The sequence below is a fragment of the Mucilaginibacter polytrichastri genome, from assembly GCF_001911425.1.
In the GTDB taxonomy this organism is placed as follows: Bacteria; Bacteroidota; Bacteroidia; order Sphingobacteriales; family Sphingobacteriaceae; genus Mucilaginibacter; species Mucilaginibacter polytrichastri.
The window spans coordinates 995,693-1,013,883 of sequence record NZ_MPPL01000001.1; the positions used below are offsets into that span (position 1 = coordinate 995,693).

Annotated in this window: 19 protein-coding genes; 9 read left to right on the top strand and 10 right to left on the bottom strand. The window is 42.2% G+C overall.

What is annotated here, in order from left to right; translation table 11 throughout:
* The first annotated feature begins 229 nt into the window (after positions 1-229).
* Positions 230-772 carry a hypothetical protein gene (locus RG47T_RS04530; protein ID WP_074488326.1) on the top strand — a complete coding sequence of 181 codons (543 nt, stop codon included), beginning with the start codon at positions 230-232 and terminating at the stop codon, positions 770-772.
* Between the two features lie 140 nt (positions 773-912).
* Here RG47T_RS04530 and RG47T_RS04535 read toward each other — a convergent pair whose 3' ends face one another.
* The 7 genes from RG47T_RS04535 to trpS all read right to left on the bottom strand — a co-directional run bounded on the left by RG47T_RS04535 (position 913) and on the right by trpS (position 9,418).
* The gene (locus tag RG47T_RS04535; RefSeq protein WP_074488327.1) at positions 913-2,316 is read right to left on the bottom strand and encodes an aminopeptidase P family protein; all 1,404 of its coding nucleotides are present in this window, start codon (positions 2,314-2,316) and stop codon (positions 913-915) included.
* A gap of 283 nt (positions 2,317-2,599) precedes the next feature.
* On the bottom strand, positions 2,600-4,426 hold the full coding sequence (gene yidC, locus RG47T_RS04540) for a membrane protein insertase YidC (protein WP_074488328.1): 1,827 nt from the start codon (positions 4,424-4,426) through the stop codon (positions 2,600-2,602).
* An 18-nt stretch (positions 4,427-4,444) separates the two neighbouring features.
* Entirely contained in the window at positions 4,445-6,055 is a 1,611-nt protein-coding gene (pyrG, locus tag RG47T_RS04545) for a CTP synthase (protein WP_074488329.1), read from the bottom strand.
* A 203-nt stretch (positions 6,056-6,258) separates the two neighbouring features.
* Positions 6,259-6,804: a hypothetical protein gene (locus RG47T_RS04550; RefSeq protein ID WP_074488330.1), complete on the bottom strand. Its 546-nt coding sequence runs from the start codon at positions 6,802-6,804 to the stop codon at positions 6,259-6,261.
* Positions 6,805-6,889: 85 nt separating this feature from the next.
* The gene (gene kdsB, locus RG47T_RS04555) at positions 6,890-7,618 is read right to left on the bottom strand and encodes a 3-deoxy-manno-octulosonate cytidylyltransferase (RefSeq protein WP_074488331.1); all 729 of its coding nucleotides are present in this window, start codon (positions 7,616-7,618) and stop codon (positions 6,890-6,892) included.
* Between the two features lie 80 nt (positions 7,619-7,698).
* Positions 7,699-8,313, bottom strand: a complete 615-nt coding sequence (locus RG47T_RS04560) for a deoxynucleoside kinase (protein WP_074488332.1) — start codon at positions 8,311-8,313, stop codon at positions 7,699-7,701.
* Between the two features lie 109 nt (positions 8,314-8,422).
* The gene (gene trpS / locus RG47T_RS04565) at positions 8,423-9,418 is read right to left on the bottom strand and encodes a tryptophan--tRNA ligase (RefSeq protein WP_074488333.1); all 996 of its coding nucleotides are present in this window, start codon (positions 9,416-9,418) and stop codon (positions 8,423-8,425) included.
* Positions 9,419-9,457: 39 nt separating this feature from the next.
* Here trpS and RG47T_RS04570 point away from each other — a divergent pair, with 39 nt between their 5' ends.
* From RG47T_RS04570 to RG47T_RS04585, 4 genes are all read left to right on the top strand, one after another.
* Entirely contained in the window at positions 9,458-10,192 is a 735-nt protein-coding gene (locus RG47T_RS04570; protein WP_074488334.1) for a lysophospholipid acyltransferase family protein, read from the top strand.
* On the top strand, positions 10,189-10,515 hold the full coding sequence (gene gatC / locus RG47T_RS04575; protein WP_074488335.1) for an Asp-tRNA(Asn)/Glu-tRNA(Gln) amidotransferase subunit GatC: 327 nt from the start codon (positions 10,189-10,191) through the stop codon (positions 10,513-10,515). The genes RG47T_RS04570 and gatC overlap by 4 nt, the downstream gene beginning before the upstream one ends.
* Before the next feature lie 50 nt (positions 10,516-10,565).
* Positions 10,566-11,282 (top strand): ABC transporter ATP-binding protein, encoded by a 717-nt coding sequence (locus RG47T_RS04580; protein ID WP_074488336.1) that lies wholly within the window; start codon positions 10,566-10,568, stop codon positions 11,280-11,282.
* 343 nt (positions 11,283-11,625) lie between these two features.
* On the top strand, positions 11,626-12,387 hold the full coding sequence (locus tag RG47T_RS04585; RefSeq protein WP_139235612.1) for a hypothetical protein: 762 nt from the start codon (positions 11,626-11,628) through the stop codon (positions 12,385-12,387).
* Between the two features lie 68 nt (positions 12,388-12,455).
* On the opposite strand, the gene RG47T_RS04590 is transcribed toward RG47T_RS04585, so the two are convergent.
* Positions 12,456-13,466, bottom strand: a complete 1,011-nt coding sequence (locus tag RG47T_RS04590) for a chitinase (protein WP_171972471.1) — start codon at positions 13,464-13,466, stop codon at positions 12,456-12,458.
* A gap of 114 nt (positions 13,467-13,580) precedes the next feature.
* Here RG47T_RS04590 and RG47T_RS04595 point away from each other — a divergent pair, with 114 nt between their 5' ends.
* The 3 genes from RG47T_RS04595 to RG47T_RS25635 all read left to right on the top strand — a co-directional run bounded on the left by RG47T_RS04595 (position 13,581) and on the right by RG47T_RS25635 (position 14,706).
* Positions 13,581-14,129, top strand: a complete 549-nt coding sequence (locus RG47T_RS04595) for a cob(I)yrinic acid a,c-diamide adenosyltransferase (protein ID WP_074488339.1) — start codon at positions 13,581-13,583, stop codon at positions 14,127-14,129.
* Between the two features lie 91 nt (positions 14,130-14,220).
* Complete coding sequence (locus tag RG47T_RS04600) at positions 14,221-14,442, top strand: DUF2795 domain-containing protein (protein ID WP_002996718.1); 222 nt, start codon at positions 14,221-14,223, stop codon at positions 14,440-14,442.
* Between the two features lie 117 nt (positions 14,443-14,559).
* On the top strand, positions 14,560-14,706 hold the full coding sequence (locus RG47T_RS25635) for a lmo0937 family membrane protein (RefSeq protein WP_139235611.1): 147 nt from the start codon (positions 14,560-14,562) through the stop codon (positions 14,704-14,706).
* A 24-nt stretch (positions 14,707-14,730) separates the two neighbouring features.
* On the opposite strand, the gene RG47T_RS04605 is transcribed toward RG47T_RS25635, so the two are convergent.
* Together RG47T_RS04605 and queA are read right to left on the bottom strand one after the other, a co-directional pair.
* The gene (locus RG47T_RS04605) at positions 14,731-15,453 is read right to left on the bottom strand and encodes a 2-C-methyl-D-erythritol 4-phosphate cytidylyltransferase (RefSeq protein WP_074488340.1); all 723 of its coding nucleotides are present in this window, start codon (positions 15,451-15,453) and stop codon (positions 14,731-14,733) included.
* A gap of 239 nt (positions 15,454-15,692) precedes the next feature.
* Positions 15,693-16,742, bottom strand: a complete 1,050-nt coding sequence (gene queA, locus RG47T_RS04610; protein ID WP_074488341.1) for a tRNA preQ1(34) S-adenosylmethionine ribosyltransferase-isomerase QueA — start codon at positions 16,740-16,742, stop codon at positions 15,693-15,695.
* A gap of 155 nt (positions 16,743-16,897) precedes the next feature.
* On the opposite strand from queA, the gene RG47T_RS04615 reads away from it, so the two are divergent.
* Entirely contained in the window at positions 16,898-18,145 is a 1,248-nt protein-coding gene (locus tag RG47T_RS04615; RefSeq protein ID WP_074493133.1) for an ABC transporter permease, read from the top strand.
* Positions 18,146-18,191 lie beyond the last annotated feature (46 nt).

An 18,191-nucleotide genomic window follows, 5' to 3' on the forward strand; every position in this document is an offset into this window, starting at 1 on the left:
ATCCGCTTCACCCGGGTTTAGGGTGATTGGCTTTCTCCGCCCGTCATGCCGAACTTGTTTCGGCATCCCACAGGACAGGTCTTAAACTTTTTATTTCGTATACTTAGCAAGTGGGGTGCCGAAACAAGCATGACGGGCGGTATCAAAAATAAATCCTACCCAAGGCAACCTATCTGTAACCCTTGCAGTAATATCAATAAAAAGAATATTACTAAAACCACAATTACAGATGAAAAGACTTACAAAACTAATAGCCGTAGTGTTTGCAGCCGCAGCTTTATTTATTACAACCCAGGTAAAGGCGCAAACTACCCCTGCTAATGCTTTTACTTTTAGTTTGGGTGCAGCAGTAGGCGTGCCTACAGGGAATGCACATAACTATTCCACATTTAACTTGGGCGGTACGGGCCGTTTACAATATGGTATCACCAATAACTTCGCGGTTTTGTTTGAAACCGGTGGCGATCACTTTTTTAGCAAAAAAATTCCGGGTACCGATGTTAGATATGGTAGTTATGGTGTAATACCGCTTAAAGCAGGTGTTAAGGGCTTCATCGCACCACATATTTATCTTGCAGGCGAAGCTGGTGCAGGTTTCGAGGTATTAGAGCACGGCTTGTTTAAAGACGGACAAACCAAGCTGATCCTGGCGCCATCTGCAGGTTGGGCTAATCAGCATTGGGATGTTGGTGTACGTTACGATAGCTTCTCTGGCGACAAGAACAATTATGGTACTGTTGGCTTGAGAGTAGCGTACGGGTTTCAATTGTAAATAAAAACTAAACCGTCTTGCTGAACTTGTTTCAGCATCCCACAGGACAAGTAGCAAACCTATATGGTTTACACTTAGCAAATGGGATGCTGAAACAAGTTCAGCATGACGGATTGTTTAGTTCATATTTATACTATTTCTTACCCTTTTAATCCTTCAATCTCTTTCAATGTCTTGGGCAGGTACTTGCCCAGCAAATGGCTGCCGGTATCGGTAATTAAAAAATTATCTTCAATACGGATGCCGCCGAAATCACGATAGGTGTTTAATACATCGTAATTAATAAAGTCCTGGTATTTTTTCTCTGCCTGCCAGCGGTCTATCAGTTCGGGGATGATATAGATGCCGGGTTCAACAGTAACTACAAACCCTTTTTCCAGCTCACGGCCCAGGCGAAGGGATTTAAGTCCGAAGGTTTTGGTTTCTTTTAGTAGGGTATCGGTATAGCCTACATATTGTTCGCCCAGATCCTCCATATCATGGGTATCCATGCCCAGCATGTGGCCTAAGCCGCATTGAAAAAACATGGTATGTGCGCCTGCAGCCACAATTTCGGCAGGGTCGCCTTTCATCAGGTTTACCTGCACCAGGCCTTCGGCCAGTTTTTCGCAAGCAGCCAGGTGAATGTCTTTATACCTTACACCTGGTTTAAGCATGCTAATGGCATGATCCATAGAAGCCAATACTACTTCATACAACTCTTTTTGCCTGCTGGTAAAACTGCGCCCAACCGGGAACGTGCGGGTAAGGTCTCCGCCGTAATACATGCTATTTTCTGCACCGATATCGCAAAGCACCATGCGGCCTTCCTGTAAGGTATTGCCGTAGTAATGGGTATGCAGGGTTTGGCCGTGGGTAGTAATAATGGCAGGGTAACCCAAACGCGAATTATTGGCAATAGCAACTTCATGCGCTTTAGCCACCAACTCATACTCTTTAATACCCGGAATGGTATGTTTAATAACGGCCAATTGCATATCCACACTGATAGAAACCGCTTTTTCAAGCTCAGCTACTTCAAGGTCCGACTTGATAAGCCTTTGGGCAATAACAGCCTTAACTAATTTTAAGGATATCCGGTCTGCTACATCATTCAGGCTGGTGTTAAACCATGCTGCCAGTTTGATCTTGTTTTCGGGACGATAGGGCGGTAAAATATGTATTTGCCTGCCGGCAGCCAGTGCTTTGTGTACGTAAAGTAATACCTGGCCGTATGGGTTTGTTTTAGTAACGCCAACCTGCGCTGCCATTTCACTTACAGAAGGCAGGGTGCCTGTCCAAACAATGTCATCGATGGTTAACTCGTTGCCAAAAATTACCTCTTCGCCGGTTGCTGTATCAATAATAGCGGCAAGTGTGGGTAAGCTTAACCCGAAATAGTAAAGGAAGCTGCTATCCTGCCTAAAAGGGTAACAGTTATCTTTGTAGTTCATGCTGCTATCCTCGTTGCCCAGTAACAGGATGAGCCCGTCGTTACCGATAGCGTTCTTTAATATATCTCTGCGGTTTGTGTAAACCTGTTTGTTAAATAGGTGAAGCTCCATGTTGCAAATATATTAGTAGTGGCGGGATGATAGGGAACTTAAATTGACTGATTTATATCATTTATTGACCAGGTGATTGGTGCTAGAACATTACCGCCTGTCGTGCCGAACTTGTTTCGGTATCCCACATGCTTGGTATTTCGTTAATGTTTATCTATTCTACAAGGCGCAGACTTGTCCTATGGGATGCCGAAACAAGTTCGGCACGACGGGAGTATAACTAAAAGAGCCTCCAGATATAATCTGAAGGCTCTTTATATTTTAGCAGAACTCAATCAACCAATTACTTTTTCTTCGGTAATTGGGCCTGAGCCTGGTTTTGGTTACGCATCATTTCTTCTAAACGGGCCTGGAAACCACTTTTCTTTTTCTTGGTATCATCAGGTTTCTTTTTGTTTTCCTGAATCTGGCTGTGGATCTTCTTATCATCAACCATTAAGCGGATGAGGTATTGTTGTAAGAAGGTTAACATGTTAGCCAGGAAGTAATAGTAGTTTAAACCTGCAGGGTAAACGTTCAGTACACCGAAGAAAATAAGCGGAGAAATGTATCCGATATATTTCATCTGGCCTGTAGCACCCGAGATTTGATTATTAAAGTAGGTATAGATCAGCGTAGAGATGGTCATCAGTAAACACATGGCACTGATGTGGTCCCATCCTAATAGTGGTAATGGCGGGAAGTTAAGGATAGTATCATAAGTCGATAAATCATGCATCCACAAGAAACTTTGTCCGCGCAGCTCAAATAGGCCCGGGAAAAAGCGGAAGAAAGCAATAACGATAGGCATTTGCAGCAATAAAGGCAAACAACCACCCAGCGGGTTAACGCCGGCTTTGCGGTATAGCTTCAAATATTCCTGTTGTAGCAGGGTAGGGTTATCTTCTCCAACCTTGCCTTTAATTTCATCCATCTCCGGCTTCAGCACACGCATTTTAGCCATTGAAAGGTATGATTTATAGGTAAGCGGAGAAAGTACCAGCTTAAGCAGCAGGGTAAGCACCAGGATGATGATACCATAGTTCCAGCCAAACTGTTGTAAGAAGTTAAATACAGGCAATACCGCAAAACGGTTAATGTATTTCAACGGACCCCAACCTAAGTTGATGATCTTTTCGAAATCGTTTCCCTGCGCCTGTAAAGTTTTGAACTTATTAGGGCCGAAGTAAAATTCAACCGGGTAAGCGCCTGATGCATCTGCAGATAAAACTACATCGGCTTTCATTTGCTTCACATCTTTCGATGCTAAGTCTGTAGCAACACCAAGTGAGCTTTTGGCAAAACCTGTTTTAGATGATAATACACTTGAAAAGAAATGCTGTTTAAAGGCTACCCAATCGAGTTTCTTCACATCCGAACCGAAATCTTTTGTTTCGTCTTTCGATTCGCTCAGGAAATCAACATCACCATCGGTATTGTGATGGTAAACGGTAGAATACTGGCGCTCTATTTTAATGGCTTTCTCTAACTGGTGCAAACTGGCCGACCAGTTAAGGTTTAGCGTATTGCCGTTATTGATCACCGCTGCTAAGCCTACCGGTTTAATTTGCAGGCTAACCTTGTAATCTGTACCCATGGTGTACACATAATCAATGTACTGGGTAGGGCTATAGCTTAAACGCATGGTTAATGCGCCGTTGGCAGGCTGTGCGGTAGTAGGCGTAAAATGCAGCTCATCTGTATTGATGGCTTTGCCGCCTGCAGTAAATTTAAAACCAAAATGGTTATCAGCACCGTCAAACAGTATTAATGGTTTACCGTCAAATGTTTTAAATTCTTTAAGCTGAACCGAGTAAATGCGACCACCAATGGTGCTCACTTTTAACTTAACGTCTTTGTTTTCTAAGGTAATTAATTGTTCTGTACCTATAGTTGCAGCACCAAATGGTGTTTTTAACAGGGCAGAGTCAACCACCCCGGCTTTTGCAGCGGTTGCAGCAGCGGTATCTGTTTTTGGGGCTTTGGTAATTATACCTGCACGCTTAAGCGAGTCGGCATGTGCCCGTTGCTGCTCTTTTTTTACTTCGTCTGCTGATGGCTTTAGCAAAAAGAATGAGCCAACCATAATCAGCATGATCAGGAATAATCCTGTGAACGTATTTCTATCCATTACTTATTTATCGTACAATTATTTTTTGCGGGCAAAAGCCAGCGAAGCGGCGACAAAGTTAACAAAAAGTGGGTGAGGATTTGCTACCGTTGATTTTAATTCTGGGTGAAATTGTGCGCCCACAAAATAAGGGTGATTTTTAAGCTCAATTATCTCTACCAGATTGTTTTCGGGGTTAATGCCCGATGGTATCATACCTGCCTCTTCATACTTTTTCAAATACTCGTTATTAAACTCGTAACGGTGGCGGTGACGCTCCGAAATACGCGTTTTTCCATATATTGACGCGGCTTTTGTGCCTTTCTTTAAATCACAATCCTGTGCGCCTAAACGCATGGTGCCGCCTTTGGCAGTGATGTTTTTCTGATCTTCCATCATGCCGATAACCGGGAATGGTGTGCCGGGGTTCATCTCGGTACTATTGGCCTCTTTTAAGCCTAAAACATTACGGCCATACTCAACAACTGCACATTGCATGCCCAAACAGATCCCAAAAAACGGAATATTATTCTCGCGTACATAGCGGATGGCTTCAATTTTACCTTCAAATCCACGTTCTCCAAAACCTGGTGCAACCAGTACGCCATGTAAGCCTTGTAAACGGTCGATAGCGTTACCCACAGTCAATTGCTCGGAGTGAATGTATTCTACCTTAACCTTACATTCGTTTTTAGCGCCAGCATGTATAAATGCTTCGGTAATAGATTTGTAAGCATCGGGCAGCTCTACATATTTACCTACCAAACCAACTCTTATCTCGGCAGTAGGATTTTTTAACCTGCCTAAAAAGTCTTTCCAACTATCCAGATCCGGTTCATTTTTAGCAGGTAGTTTTAATTTGCTTAGTACGGTTTTGTCTAATTGCTCTTTCAGCATTAGCAAAGGCACATCGTAAATGGTTGAAGCATCGATAGATTCGATAACCGCATTTACATTTACGTTACAAAACAGGGCAATTTTTTTACGGATATCCTGGTTAATATGATGCTCGGTGCGGCAAACCAAAATATCTGGCTGGATACCATACTCCAGCAGCATTTTAACCGAGTGCTGGGTAGGTTTTGTTTTTAACTCACCGGCAGCAGCCAGGAAAGGGATGAGGGTTAAATGGATCACCAATGAATCGTGCGTGCCCGACTCCCAACGAAACTGGCGTACAGCCTCAACAAATGGCAACGACTCGATATCGCCCACGGTACCACCAATTTCGGTGATTACAATATCGTAATTACCGGTTTCGCCCAGGATACGGAAGTTGCGTTTGATCTCATCTGTAATGTGCGGAACAACCTGTACTGTTTTACCTAAAAATGCACCTTCGCGTTCTTTGCTGATTACATTTTGGTAAATACGGCCTGTGGTAATATTGTTAGCCTGCGATGTTGGCGTGTTTAAGAAACGCTCGTAATGGCCTAAGTCAAGGTCGGTTTCGGCGCCATCTTCTGTTACATAACACTCGCCATGCTCGTACGGATTTAGCGTACCCGGGTCGATGTTAATGTAAGGATCAAACTTTTGGATGGTTACGCGATACCCGCGCGATTGAAGGAGTTTGGCTAAAGAAGCAGATATAATCCCCTTCCCTAACGACGAGGTAACGCCGCCCGTAACAAATATATATTTAGTCATGATTTCTTGTGTACGGGATACAAAAGTAAGAAAATTTGCGGTGTTTGGGATAGGTGTGGAGAAAATGACTGATTGTGAACTGATTATTTTTTGCGGTGCATCCGTAAGCAGGCTAAGCAAGCAACGCAGGATACTATCCGAAAGACTTTGTGCGACGAAACACGTACTTCAATTAAATACAATTAGTTATGTATAAATTGTTGTCATGGAGTGGCATGGTCATTATAAATTTTAACGACATTGACAATATTTTTTTCATCATAAACGGAGGCTTTTGTAAAGCTGTTGGTTGCTGGCTGGCTGTGGCTAATTAAATTTGCGAAAGCTATTTTGTAAGCAGCTGTGTTGCTACTGCCTTTAATTTCCAGCAATGGTTGCCCTGCTTTTTGAGCAAAAATATAAAGGGTACCACTTTTGCCATGCCGTTCATAATACTTGTACAATGTAATTTTACCCGTGTCTAATACGGTCATATAGTAAGTTTTTTCCCGGTTTGGAAAAGGCACATCGCGTAGGGTTTCATTTCTTTTGTTGAGGTGGTACTCTTTAACCTCTTCGGGTTGCAGAAGATGAAATGTAGCATCGCCCTCGGGCTTGTATTTATTTAGGGCTATTTTAAAGGTGCAGGCAATGGTATCACCTTTGGTAGTAATTACATAACCCTTTGAATGCAAATTAAGTAAAACAACAGTTTCGATAACAAGTGCGCTAGCGATTGCAATTTTAATTAATATGGATGGGCCTGCCATAAGATGTTTGTAAGGTTGATGATACAATATTAAGCACTTGGAAGTATTTTCTCAAGTTACTAATAATGAGTTCATTAAATCTTCATTAAACCTTCAGCTTCAGCAAATCTTCCGGCGTATCAATAGCATGGGTTTCCAGCTCTGTTTCTGCCACTTTAATGCGGTAGCCGTTCTCTATCCAGCGGAGCTGCTCCAGGCTTTCGGCTTTTTCCAGTGATGATATTGGGAGTTTAGTGATCTGCTGCAAAATGTCGGCACGGTAGCCGTAAACCCCAATATGTTTAAAGTAAGTAAAGTGCTGCAGCCAGTTGGCAGGTTGCTGTCCGCGAATGTGGGGCAGGGGCGAGCGCGAAAAATAGATAGCCTCCGCAAAACGATTGATGATTACCTTGGGCGAATTTACGTTATGCAATTCTTCTTCCGTTAAAACCTTTTTAATCAGCGTAGCCAGCTGAGTTTCCGGGTCGGTGAAGCAAGTTGCCACTTTGGTTAGCTGTTCGGGGTCGATATAAGGTTCATCGCCCTGTATATTGATGATCACATCATATTCGGGATGTAAGATGGCAACTTCGGCACAACGGTCGGTACCGCTTTGGTGCTCTGCAGAAGTCATTACCGCTTTACCGCCAAAGGCATGTACGTGGTCGAATATGCGGTCATCATCAGTAGCAACCACAACTTCACTAATGGACACACATTTTTTAGCCTGCTCATATACCCGCTGTATCATGCTTTTACCGCCAATATCAACTAGCGGTTTGCCCGGAAAGCGGGTAGAAGCGTAGCGAGCAGGGATGATACCAAGTATTTGCATGGGATGAGTGTTATCAGTTGTGAGTATCGGTTGTTTGTTTGGTTGGAGTTTACTGACAACTCACAACTGACAGCCGATAACTAAAACAATCCGTGTATTTCGCGTTCTATTTTGTCTATGATGCTGGCCAGGTCTTCGGTTTTGTTGGCAAAGTCGAGATTGTCTTTATCGATGATAAGCAGTTTGCCTAAATTGTAACCTTCTATCCATTTCTGGTACTTCTCGTTCAGTTTGGATAAATAATCCAGGCGGATACCGATCTCATATTCACGGCCACGACGCTGGATGTTGTTCACCAGTGTAGGTACCGAAGCTTTGAGATAAATTAGCAGATCTGGCGGTTTGATGAATGAGGTAATGTTTTCGAAAATATTGTTGTAATTCTCAAAATCGCGGCCAGCCATCAGGCCCATATCGTGCAGGTTTTCGGCGAAGATAAAGGCATCCTCATAAATGGTACGATCCTGTATTACGTCCTTGCCGCTATTTTGGATATCAACGATCTGGCGGAAGCGGCTGTTCAGAAAATAGATCTGGAGATTAAAGCTCCAGCGTTTCATATCGCTGTAAAAATCTTCCAGATAGGGGTTGTTATCAACAGCCTCGTAAAGTGGGTCCCAACCATAATTTTTAGCCAGTAACTCGGTTAAAGTGGTTTTTCCGGCTCCTATATTTCCAACAACGGCAATGTGCATGTTTATGTAGTTAATAGTTCATGGTTTATAGATCATAGTTCTTCTTTTAACCGCATATCAACTTCAGCTAATATACACCATGAACGATGATCTATCAACTATGAACTTTTTAAAAATTCCTGAACCCTATAATTTCTCTTACCTCTTTAATGGTACGCTGTGCGCTTTCGCGGGCTTTATCTGCGCCGTGGCGGGCTACCTTGCGCAGGTAATCGCTATCGGCTGCAATATCGTTGATTCTGTCTCGCATAGGTGCAGTGGCAATGATCATATCTTCGGCAATTTGCTTTTTAAAGTCACCATAGCGGATCTGCATTTTGTTAAACAGATCGTCGAAATGCTGGTAAGTATCCGGGGTTGATACCACTTTCATCAAATCAAATAAATTCTGAATTTCCGGTGCTTTTGCCTGGTGTTCTGCAGTTGGGCCGGCATCGGTCACTGCCTTCATTACCTTCTTACGGATCACTTCCGGCGAATCTGCCAGGTAAACTGCGTTGGCTTCACCTTCAGATTTACCCATTTTGCCCTTGCCATCCAGTCCGGGTATTTTTACCAGGCTTTCTGTAAAGCTAAACGCATATGGCTCGGGGAAATATTCGTTATTGTATAAACGGTTAAAGCGGTTGCCAAAGGTGCGCGCCATTTCTAGGTGTTGCTCCTGGTCTTTACCCACAGGCACTTTAGTAGCACGGTGTATTAATATATCAGCAGCCATTAATACCGGGTAGGTAAGCAGGCCCGCATTAACGTTATCGGGGTTGGCGCGTACCTTATCTTTAAAAGATGTGGCACGCTCCAGCTCGCCTAAATAAGCGTTCATGTTTAAATAAAGGTATAGCTCGGCAACCTCGGGTACATCGCTCTGGATGTATATGGTAGATTTTTCAGGATCGATGCCTGATGCTAAATATTCAACCAGCACACTTTTTACATTGCCGTGCAAATCGCCGGGTGTAGGGTGTGTGGTTAAAGAGTGCAAATCGGCAATAAAAAAATAACAATTGTATTCGTGCTGCATTTTTACGAAGTTTTGGATGGCTCCGTAATAATTGCCCAGGTGTAATTTACCTGTAGACCGAATACCGCTAACAACAGTTTCCATAGGCTGCGAAAGTAAGGAATTTTTCTATTTTTGGTGTTGATGAAATTGATATTGAAGAAAGCCCATACCTGCTTTTATGTAGCTATTGTAGCTTTTGTTTATTGCTTAATATGGCCTTTTGTATATTTCTGCTCACGTAAACCATCGCTTTATGGGCGCATTAATTTTTTTCGCAAAATGTGGGCGTATACATCTTCTTTACTGGCTGGCTTTATTTATGATATCAACTATGAAGCGCCGATTGACTGGAGCAGAACCTATATCATTTGCCCCAACCATACCTCAAATCTTGATATTACCAGCGCAAATCTCCTCATTAAAAATAACAACTACTGCTTTATGGGGAAAGAGGAATTGCTGGATGGTTTTGTAACTAAACTGTTTTTTAAAACGATAGATATTCCGGTAAATCGCGACAGCAAAATGTCGTCGTTCAGGGCGTTTAAAAAAGCTTCGGAGCGCTTACAAGACGGGATGAGCCTCGTTATTTTCCCGGAAGGAAAGATAGCCGACGATTATCCGCCCCGTTTGCACGAATTTAAAAACGGCCCCTTCAGGCTGGCTATTGAATTTAAAATACCGATTATTCCCGTAACTTCGTTAAACACATGGCAGATGCTTTGGGATACCGGCTTTAAATATGGCAGTAAACCTGGTATAAGCCATGTATTTGTACATAAGCCGATAGAAACTGCCCATTTAACATTGGATGACGCCGATATACTGCGCGAGGAAGTGTATAGCCTGATGCAACAAAAGTTTGAACAACAATGAAAATTACCGAAGATACCGTAGATAAGATAGCGCACCTGGCACGACTGGAAGTTAACGCTGAGGAAAAGGAACAATTGATGGCCGATATGAGCCGCATTCTTTCTTTTATGGACAAGCTGAACGAGGTTGACACCAGTAATGTAGAGCCGCTTGTTTACATGACCGATGAGGTGAATACCTTTCGCGAGGATGTAATTAAAGAAGTGATAACGCATGAAGAGGCTTTGCAAAATGCGCCCGAGCACGACGAAAATTACTTTATGATACCCAAAGTAATTGAAACCCGCAGCCATGCAGATGGCAAAGCAGATAAAAGTGTATAACCGTTGTAACATTTGGTAGCCATACACAGTCCAAAAACAAAAAACCATACATGGAGCCACTAATTACTATTGATGATATCGGACGTAAATATGTTATAGGCGCAGAAGTAATTCATGCGTTAAAGTCGGTATCATTAACCATTAATAAGGGCGAATTTGTGGCTTTAATGGGCCCATCTGGCTCGGGTAAATCAACCCTGATGAATATTTTAGGCTGTTTGGATACCCCAACCAAAGGTAAATATGTGCTTAACAATATCGATGTAAGCCACATGACCGATGATGACCTGGCTGAGGTGCGTAACAAAGAGATTGGTTTCGTTTTTCAAACTTTTAATTTATTGCCCCGTAACAGTGCGCTGGATAATGTGGCTTTGCCGCTGGTATATTCGGGCGTAAACAAAGCAAACCGCGAATTGCGGGCTAAGCAGGCGTTAGAAAATGTAGGCCTTGGCCACCGTGTAGATCATAAACCCAATGAGCTTTCGGGCGGCCAGCGCCAGCGTGTGGCTGTTGCCCGTGCACTGATTAATAATCCATCCATCATATTGGCCGATGAACCCACGGGTAACCTGGATACCAAAACTTCGGTAGAAATTATGGGCCTGTTAGAAGATATCCACTCCAAGGGCAATACCATTATCCTGGTAACCCACGAAGAGGATATTGCCCTGCACGCTCACCGTATTGTACGTATGCGCGATGGTTTAATTGAGAAAGATTACCTGAATGAGCATATTGCGAAGGTAGAGCGGGCGGTAGTTTAGAAAGAATCAAGAGCCAAGAATCGAGAATAGATCAGTACATCATTTAGTCCGCTCGCAATGCAGGGTACTCTCCGAAAGACCCAACTGAAGCATAAAAGCCCGTGATTGTGATAGCGCGACAATCCCTAATATGCAGAGCCGCTCTGTAGATTTAGAACTGCACAACCGGGAATTGCTTTGTCGTACCTCCGCGCAATAACGAGCGGAGGAAAACCAAATCTGTTATGGGTAGCCTTAATAAAGGGCTAATTTCTGCCCTCATCATTCATTAAAATCTCTGTAATTTTATATATTTTTGTGGTATAAGCTTGTTACAGATACTATTAGGCGCCCAAATATTGATATGAACACGTGTACCCGGATTAATTATTCTTTTTTGCTGTTATTATTAGTTAGTTTATTTTCTTCCTGTGCAAAACGGGACGAGCCCAGCCCTTCAGCTAATGAAAATCAGTTGATCGTTTCTTTTTCAAGCGCAGGTATCGCCATTGGTTCAGTAGATTCTATGATCACCTATTTTACCAGCGGCGCGGATACTATTCGTAAAAAAGGAGTAAAGATCGGCGCTTTTTACAGTGTGCCCTTTACCGGGCTTCCGGCCGGGACTTACCAGGCATTATCTAAAATTTATACCAGCCAACTTAAAACTACTGCTGATACAGCAGGCAGCCAATATATGTTCCGTTACTCAACCAGTATAGTTACAACAAGTACTACTTCATTAACCGGCCCTACCAATAAAATATACGATCAATGGTCGCCCAGTTTATATTTTTACGACAAAACTTACAACATTACTTTTGCTGTAGCCAAAACACCCGGCGATCCGTATTTCGAAATAAATATGCCAACAACGCCGGCTTACAAGTATTTTTACATCGGCCGCAATGTGTATACTACATCAGATAGTGTAAAGTATGTGGCTAAATTTGCCAACGTAGTTCTTAAAACGGCCGATTATAAAGGGTTTCATGTAAACCAAACAGCATTTAGCACATTTGCAACAACTACTATTAGCGCTTATGATGCTGCAGACGTTACGTTTCAGCTTTACAACAGCAGTAGCGATTATAAAGTGCTGTTTACAAAGGCTTATAAATTTTAGCAGGCTTATTTAGAATTAATAATTGGTTATCGCTTTGTACCGCAATGGCCAATTATGTATTAGATATTTTACTGGTACGGCTGCATGGTAGCGCAAGAGCAAACGCAATTAGCATCTGTTACACCCAATTTCTTTAAAAAAAACTGGTAGAAGCCTATCCGGTCGGTCATGTTATACATGTTGTCGCCATGGTTACACTCTATTTCACCGTTTACAATATTAATCACCATGCCAAAGCCCGGTTTACGGCCTTTAGCTATATCAGCAGCATTGGGCTGCCATTTACCGGCCATAACATCATGGGCCGATGGTTTTTTGGTTTGTGGTGTCATCCAAAAATAAATAGCCGTTTTAAAAGCAATTACCGGGTCTGTTTCTACCAGTGCGGGGTTATTGAGCAATATTTTATGGTCTCCAAAAATACAGTCTGATGCGTAGCCATAATTACCGTTGTAACTTATTTGTAAAGGGCCCCGGCCGTAATATTTCTGCCCTTTTGCTGGCGGATATTCGTCGTTTTCTGCAATGTATGGCAGTGTTGTATTGTTTTCATGTATCAGCATTAAGCCATCATTAAAAGCCCCTGTTTCGCCGTGGCGTGTTTCGTGACCTATCTGGGCAAAAAAGGCTGCTAACTCTTTTTTATTGGTTGCTATATCTTTTTCGCTGCAAAAGGCACCATAATCAATGGTGTAAGTACTATCGGGTTTTACTTTGGCCCAGGCTTCATTCCAGTCGGGGTCCTGGCGTACGGTGGTGGTTTTACCCGTTGCCTTATCGGTACGCATTAGTTGATAAACCGATACGGCACGGCGGGTTACCTTTACTTTAATATTGGCCAGCTCATTGGCCGCTTTAATAAATGCAGCATAGCTATAAAATTTATCACGCTGCGGAAAAAGATCATTAAATTGTTTCTCGGAGATTATGGTTGAAATGGATGGCCTTGCCTGCACAGTGGCCGGTGCCGAGTTTGAAGCCTTGTCTTTTTTATCCGTGTAGCCACAGCTTACGATTGTAACTAACAGGGCGCCTATAACCAGCGAATTAAATTTAACAGCTAAAGCAAATGGTTTCATAACTAATAGTTTTAAGTAGGATGGTAGTCCCGGTGTTAAGTTTAAAGTGTAAACATTTAAATAATTATTCACATCTGCTAAAAACAGCATTAAAATTATTTAATTGCATACACTATGAAGATATATACTAAAACCGGCGATAAAGGTTTTACATCATTGATAGGAGGTACCCGGGTACCCAAGCATCATATCCGCATAGAGAGCTATGGCACGGTTGATGAATTAAACTCTTACATCGGTTTAATACGCGACCAGGATATTGCGCAGCATGATATAGACATACTGAAGGAAATACAGGACAGGTTGTTTACCATTGGCTCCTCATTAGCTGCAGACCCGGAGCGGTCTAAAATGGTGATACCCGATCTTGATATGGCAGATGTGGAGCTTTTGGAACATGAAATGGATGAAATGAATAAAATTTTGCCCGAGCTTAAACATTTTATACTCCCCGGTGGTAGTAATGCCGTATCCTTTTGCCATTTGGCCCGTTGTGTATGCCGCAGAGCCGAAAGATTGACGGTGCAACTGGCAGCAGACAGCCCGGTAGATGAAAAGGTGACCATTTATTTAAACAGGCTGAGTGATTACCTGTTTACGCTGGCCCGCAAGGTAGGATACGAACATAAAATACCCGAAAACAAGTGGATACCAAGGGTTTAAAAATTACTGTAAAAATAATTTGATAATCCCAACGAAATTATTATACTTTTGCGAAAAATTAAAATTCAAATAGATACCTAAAATATAGCATATGTATTGGACACTCGAACTAGCATCACATTTAGAAGATGCACCATGGCCTGCAACCAAAGACGAATTAATTGATTATGCTATCCGCTCGGGAGCACCTGTGGAAGTTATTGAAAACTTACAGGCACTTGAAGACGATGGCGAGCCGTATGAAAATATAGAAGAAATATGGCCTGATTACCCAACAAAAGATGACTTCTTTTTTAACGAAGACGAATATTAATTGCCTTTAGATAAAAAACCTTGTGAAAGCAAGGTTTTTTTATTTTGTGACAACCTTTTGGAATGGTTTTGGTTATGATGAGGTAACATTTTATCTGTCAAACTAAAACTTTAACCCATGAGAGGCTTACTTTACATCATCGCCGTGATCCTGATTATAGGATGGGCATTAGGCGTATTTATTTATTCGGCAACAGGATTAATCCACGTATTGCTTGTTATTGCAATTATAGCATTACTACTAGGCGTTATCCGCAGGGCCTGATAAACTTTTAAAACTGATTAATAGTTAAAGCTGCTTAGTATTAAGCGGCTTTTTTTGTATCAGTTCGGCTATGGCAATATCTTCGGGAAAGGTTATTTTAATATTAGCGTGGCTGCCCTCAACCAGGTTTATTTTAACACCAGAGCGTTCAACCACGCTGGCATCATCTGTAAAGGTATCATCAAAAGGTTGTTCATAGGCTTTTTGCAGTAAAGCCATCTTAAATGTTTGCGGGGTTTGCACCAGGTAAATCTCTTCGCGGTGCAGGTGTTGTGAAATACCGTTTTTAAGCTGCCTGATAGAGTCGCGGCTTTTAACGGCGACAATTGCGTTGCCATGTGCATTGGCTTGGCTGTAGGCTTTGTTAATAACCTCTATAGGGGTAAGCGGGCGCACGGCGTCCTGTACAGCAACCAGTGCATCATTATCCTTTATAGTATCCAATCCGTTTTTTACAGAATGGAAGCGGGTTTCGCCACCATTAACTAATTGATGAGGGATATTAAATTGATGTTTGGTACAAAGCGTTTTCCAGTATTCATGAAAATCTGCATGTAGTATTATGATTATTTTAGGATGATAAGTACTGTTGTAAAATGCCTCTATTGTATGCATCATTACCGGCTTGCCATTAAGTAACAGGAATTGCTTGGGTAAACTGCTTTGCATGCGCGAACCGGTGCCACCGGCTACAATAATGGCGTAGGCATTTTCAGCTATCTGTTGTGAGTTGTCTGTTGTCGGCATTAGGGTGCTAATTTAGGAAAATCTACTTTCATCTAACACTACCGTCATCCCGAACTTGTTTCGGGAACCCATATGCAAGGCGAACTTTGCAAGATTTACACCTGTCCTGTGGGGTGCCGAAACAAGTTCGGCATGACGGAGGTAGAATTAATAGTAAACAAAAAACCGCCATTGCATTCACAATGGCGGTTTCAAAAATGCAAGGTTCTTAAATCTCACATCTAATATCTCAAATCAACTTAGATGATCAGCATGGCATCACCATAGCTGTAGAAACGGTATTTCTCTTTTACAGCAACTTCGTATGCGTTCATGATATGTTCGTAACCACCAAATGCCGAAACCATCATCAACAGGGTTGATTCTGGTGTGTGGAAGTTAGTGATCATGGAATTGGCAATGCTAAACTCGTAAGGAGGGAATATGAACTTGCTAGTCCAATCGTTAGCAGATTTTAGCGTTTTGTTAGCTGATACTGCAGATTCGATAGTACGCATAGATGTTGTACCTACAGCGCAAACACGATGTTTGCTTTCAATGGCCCTATTTACAATGGCAGCTTGTTTTTCTTCGATAATGAATTGCTCAGAATCCATTTTGTGTTTGGTTAAATCTTCAACCTCTACCGGGCGGAAGGTACCTAAACCAACGTGCAGCGTAACTTCGGCAAATTCAATACCTTTTAATTCAAGGCGTTTCATCAGCTCGCGGCTAAAGTGTAAACCAGCGGTAGGAGCAGCAACCGCACCTTCGTTTTTAGCGAAAATAGTTTGGTAGCGCTCTTTATCTTCGGCAGTAGCTTTACGTTTAATGTACTTTGGAAGCGGGGTTTCGCCCAGGATCTCAATATTACGACGGAATTCTTCGTCTGTACCATCAAATAAGAAACGGATGGTACGGCCACGAGATGTGGTGTTATCAACAACTTCGGCAACTAAAAGGTCATCTTCGCCAAAGTAAAGTTTGTTGCCTACACGTATTTTACGTGCCGGGTCAACCAATACATCCCATAACCTCAGCTCTTTGTTTAGTTCACGTAATAAGAAAACTTCGATAGTGGCACCTGTTTTTTCCTTGTTACCATACATACGGGCAGGGAAAACCTTGGTGTTGTTCAAAATCATTACGTCTTTGTTATCGAAGTAATCCAGAACGTCTTTAAATATTTTATGTTCAATTTTTCCAGAATCGCGGTGTAAAACCATTAAGCGAGCCTCATCGCGAGTGCTTGCGGGTGTATGTGCAATTAATGATTCTGGTAAATTAAATTTAAACTGGGATAATTTCATTTTATACGGGTATAAATTAAGCGCGCAAATTTACAAATAATTAACTAATATTATATGTTAAAAAAAAGCATTGTTTTACAAGGATTTAGGCCTGATAATAAATTTTTTAAAGTTTGTAACCTATCAACAGCGCCACCGTCTAAATGTTACAAAGTATGATATTTTTAAAACTTTTAAGAGAAAGCTTTTTATTTGCTTTTGATGCACTCAGGCAAAATAAACTGCGCACCCTGCTCTCGTTGCTGGGGGTAACAATTGGTATTTTTACCATTATTGCCGTGTTTTCTGCTGTTGATACCCTGCGTAATAATTTGCAGCAGAGTGTTAATAAGCTGGGCAGCAATAGTATCTATATACAAAAGTGGCCTTGGATAGGCGGCGAAGATTTCCCCTGGTGGAAGTATTTACAACGCCCTGTGCCTAACCTGCGCGATTTTGCCGAACTGCAAAGGCGTAGCCAAACAGCATACGGCATATCATACGAAGTGAGTGTTGATGGCCGCACTGTTAAATACGGTAGTAATACCATACAGGGTGTCAGTATCTCTGCAGCATCGCAAGACCACGACAAAACCTGGAACTTTGATTTTGCCGGTGGGCGTTATTTTACCGATATGGAATCGAAAACGGGCGCACCTGTTGCTTTAATTGGCGCAGATGTGGCCGATAACCTTTTCCCCGGTGGTAATGGCTTGGGTAAAAAGATTAAGATTATGGGCCGCTTTGTTACCGTAATTGGCGTGTTTAGTAAAGAGGGAGATGATATTCTAGGCATCTCGGATGATAAAGTGATTCTGGTGCCCCTAAACTTTGCCCGCAATGTAATTGATATTCAAAACGATAAGTATAATCCGCAAATTGTTGTAAAGGGCAAAGAAGGTCTTACAGACGTAGAGGTAGAGAGTGAACTGAAAGGTTTAATGCGCTCGATACATCGCTTACAGCCACAGCAGGAAGATAATTTTTCGCTTAACAAAACCACTATTTTATCAAATCAGCTCGATACCCTTTTTGCAGTGGTGAATATTGCCGGGATAATTATCGGTAGCTTTTCTATACTGGTTGGCGGCTTCGGTATTGCCAATATTATGTTCGTATCTGTTAAAGAGCGCACACCCATCATTGGTATCCAAAAATCGCTGGGTGCTAAAAATTACTTCATCTTACTTCAGTTTTTAATAGAGGCTATTGTGCTTTGTTTACTTGGGGGCATCATAGGGCTGGGCCTTGTTTACCTGGGCACGCTGGCTATTAAGGCTATTATAGGGATGAAAATAGTGCTCGATATGAAAAATATCATCGTTGGTATTGGTACTTCGGTAGCTATTGGTATCATTTCGGGCATTGTGCCGGCATACTTTGCATCAAGGCTCGATCCTGTAGAGGCAATACGGTCAAATTAATTTGGCGCATGTCCGTTATCTGTTGTCTGATTTTTTAAAATTGGAT

Bases quoted from the DNA above. Each gene is read 5' to 3' on its own strand.
- RG47T_RS04530 (WP_074488326.1), top strand. From the start codon at position 230: ATGAAAAGACTTACAAAACTAATAGCCGTAGTGTTTGCAGCCGCAGCT.
- RG47T_RS04535 (WP_074488327.1), bottom strand. From the start codon at position 2,316: ATGGAGCTTCACCTATTTAACAAACAGGTTTACACAAACCGCAGAGAT.
- yidC (WP_074488328.1), bottom strand. From the start codon at position 4,426: ATGGATAGAAATACGTTCACAGGATTATTCCTGATCATGCTGATTATG.
- pyrG (WP_074488329.1), bottom strand. From the start codon at position 6,055: ATGACTAAATATATATTTGTTACGGGCGGCGTTACCTCGTCGTTAGGG.
- RG47T_RS04550 (WP_074488330.1), bottom strand. From the start codon at position 6,804: ATGGCAGGCCCATCCATATTAATTAAAATTGCAATCGCTAGCGCACTT.
- kdsB (WP_074488331.1), bottom strand. From the start codon at position 7,618: ATGCAAATACTTGGTATCATCCCTGCTCGCTACGCTTCTACCCGCTTT.
- RG47T_RS04560 (WP_074488332.1), bottom strand. From the start codon at position 8,313: ATGCACATTGCCGTTGTTGGAAATATAGGAGCCGGAAAAACCACTTTA.
- trpS (WP_074488333.1), bottom strand. From the start codon at position 9,418: ATGGAAACTGTTGTTAGCGGTATTCGGTCTACAGGTAAATTACACCTG.
- RG47T_RS04570 (WP_074488334.1), top strand. From the start codon at position 9,458: ATGAAATTGATATTGAAGAAAGCCCATACCTGCTTTTATGTAGCTATT.
- gatC (WP_074488335.1), top strand. From the start codon at position 10,189: ATGAAAATTACCGAAGATACCGTAGATAAGATAGCGCACCTGGCACGA.
- RG47T_RS04580 (WP_074488336.1), top strand. From the start codon at position 10,566: ATGGAGCCACTAATTACTATTGATGATATCGGACGTAAATATGTTATA.
- RG47T_RS04585 (WP_139235612.1), top strand. From the start codon at position 11,626: ATGAACACGTGTACCCGGATTAATTATTCTTTTTTGCTGTTATTATTA.
- RG47T_RS04590 (WP_171972471.1), bottom strand. From the start codon at position 13,466: ATGAAACCATTTGCTTTAGCTGTTAAATTTAATTCGCTGGTTATAGGC.
- RG47T_RS04595 (WP_074488339.1), top strand. From the start codon at position 13,581: ATGAAGATATATACTAAAACCGGCGATAAAGGTTTTACATCATTGATA.
- RG47T_RS04600 (WP_002996718.1), top strand. From the start codon at position 14,221: ATGTATTGGACACTCGAACTAGCATCACATTTAGAAGATGCACCATGG.
- RG47T_RS25635 (WP_139235611.1), top strand. From the start codon at position 14,560: ATGAGAGGCTTACTTTACATCATCGCCGTGATCCTGATTATAGGATGG.
- RG47T_RS04605 (WP_074488340.1), bottom strand. From the start codon at position 15,453: ATGCCGACAACAGACAACTCACAACAGATAGCTGAAAATGCCTACGCC.
- queA (WP_074488341.1), bottom strand. From the start codon at position 16,742: ATGAAATTATCCCAGTTTAAATTTAATTTACCAGAATCATTAATTGCA.
- RG47T_RS04615 (WP_074493133.1), top strand. From the start codon at position 16,898: ATGATATTTTTAAAACTTTTAAGAGAAAGCTTTTTATTTGCTTTTGAT.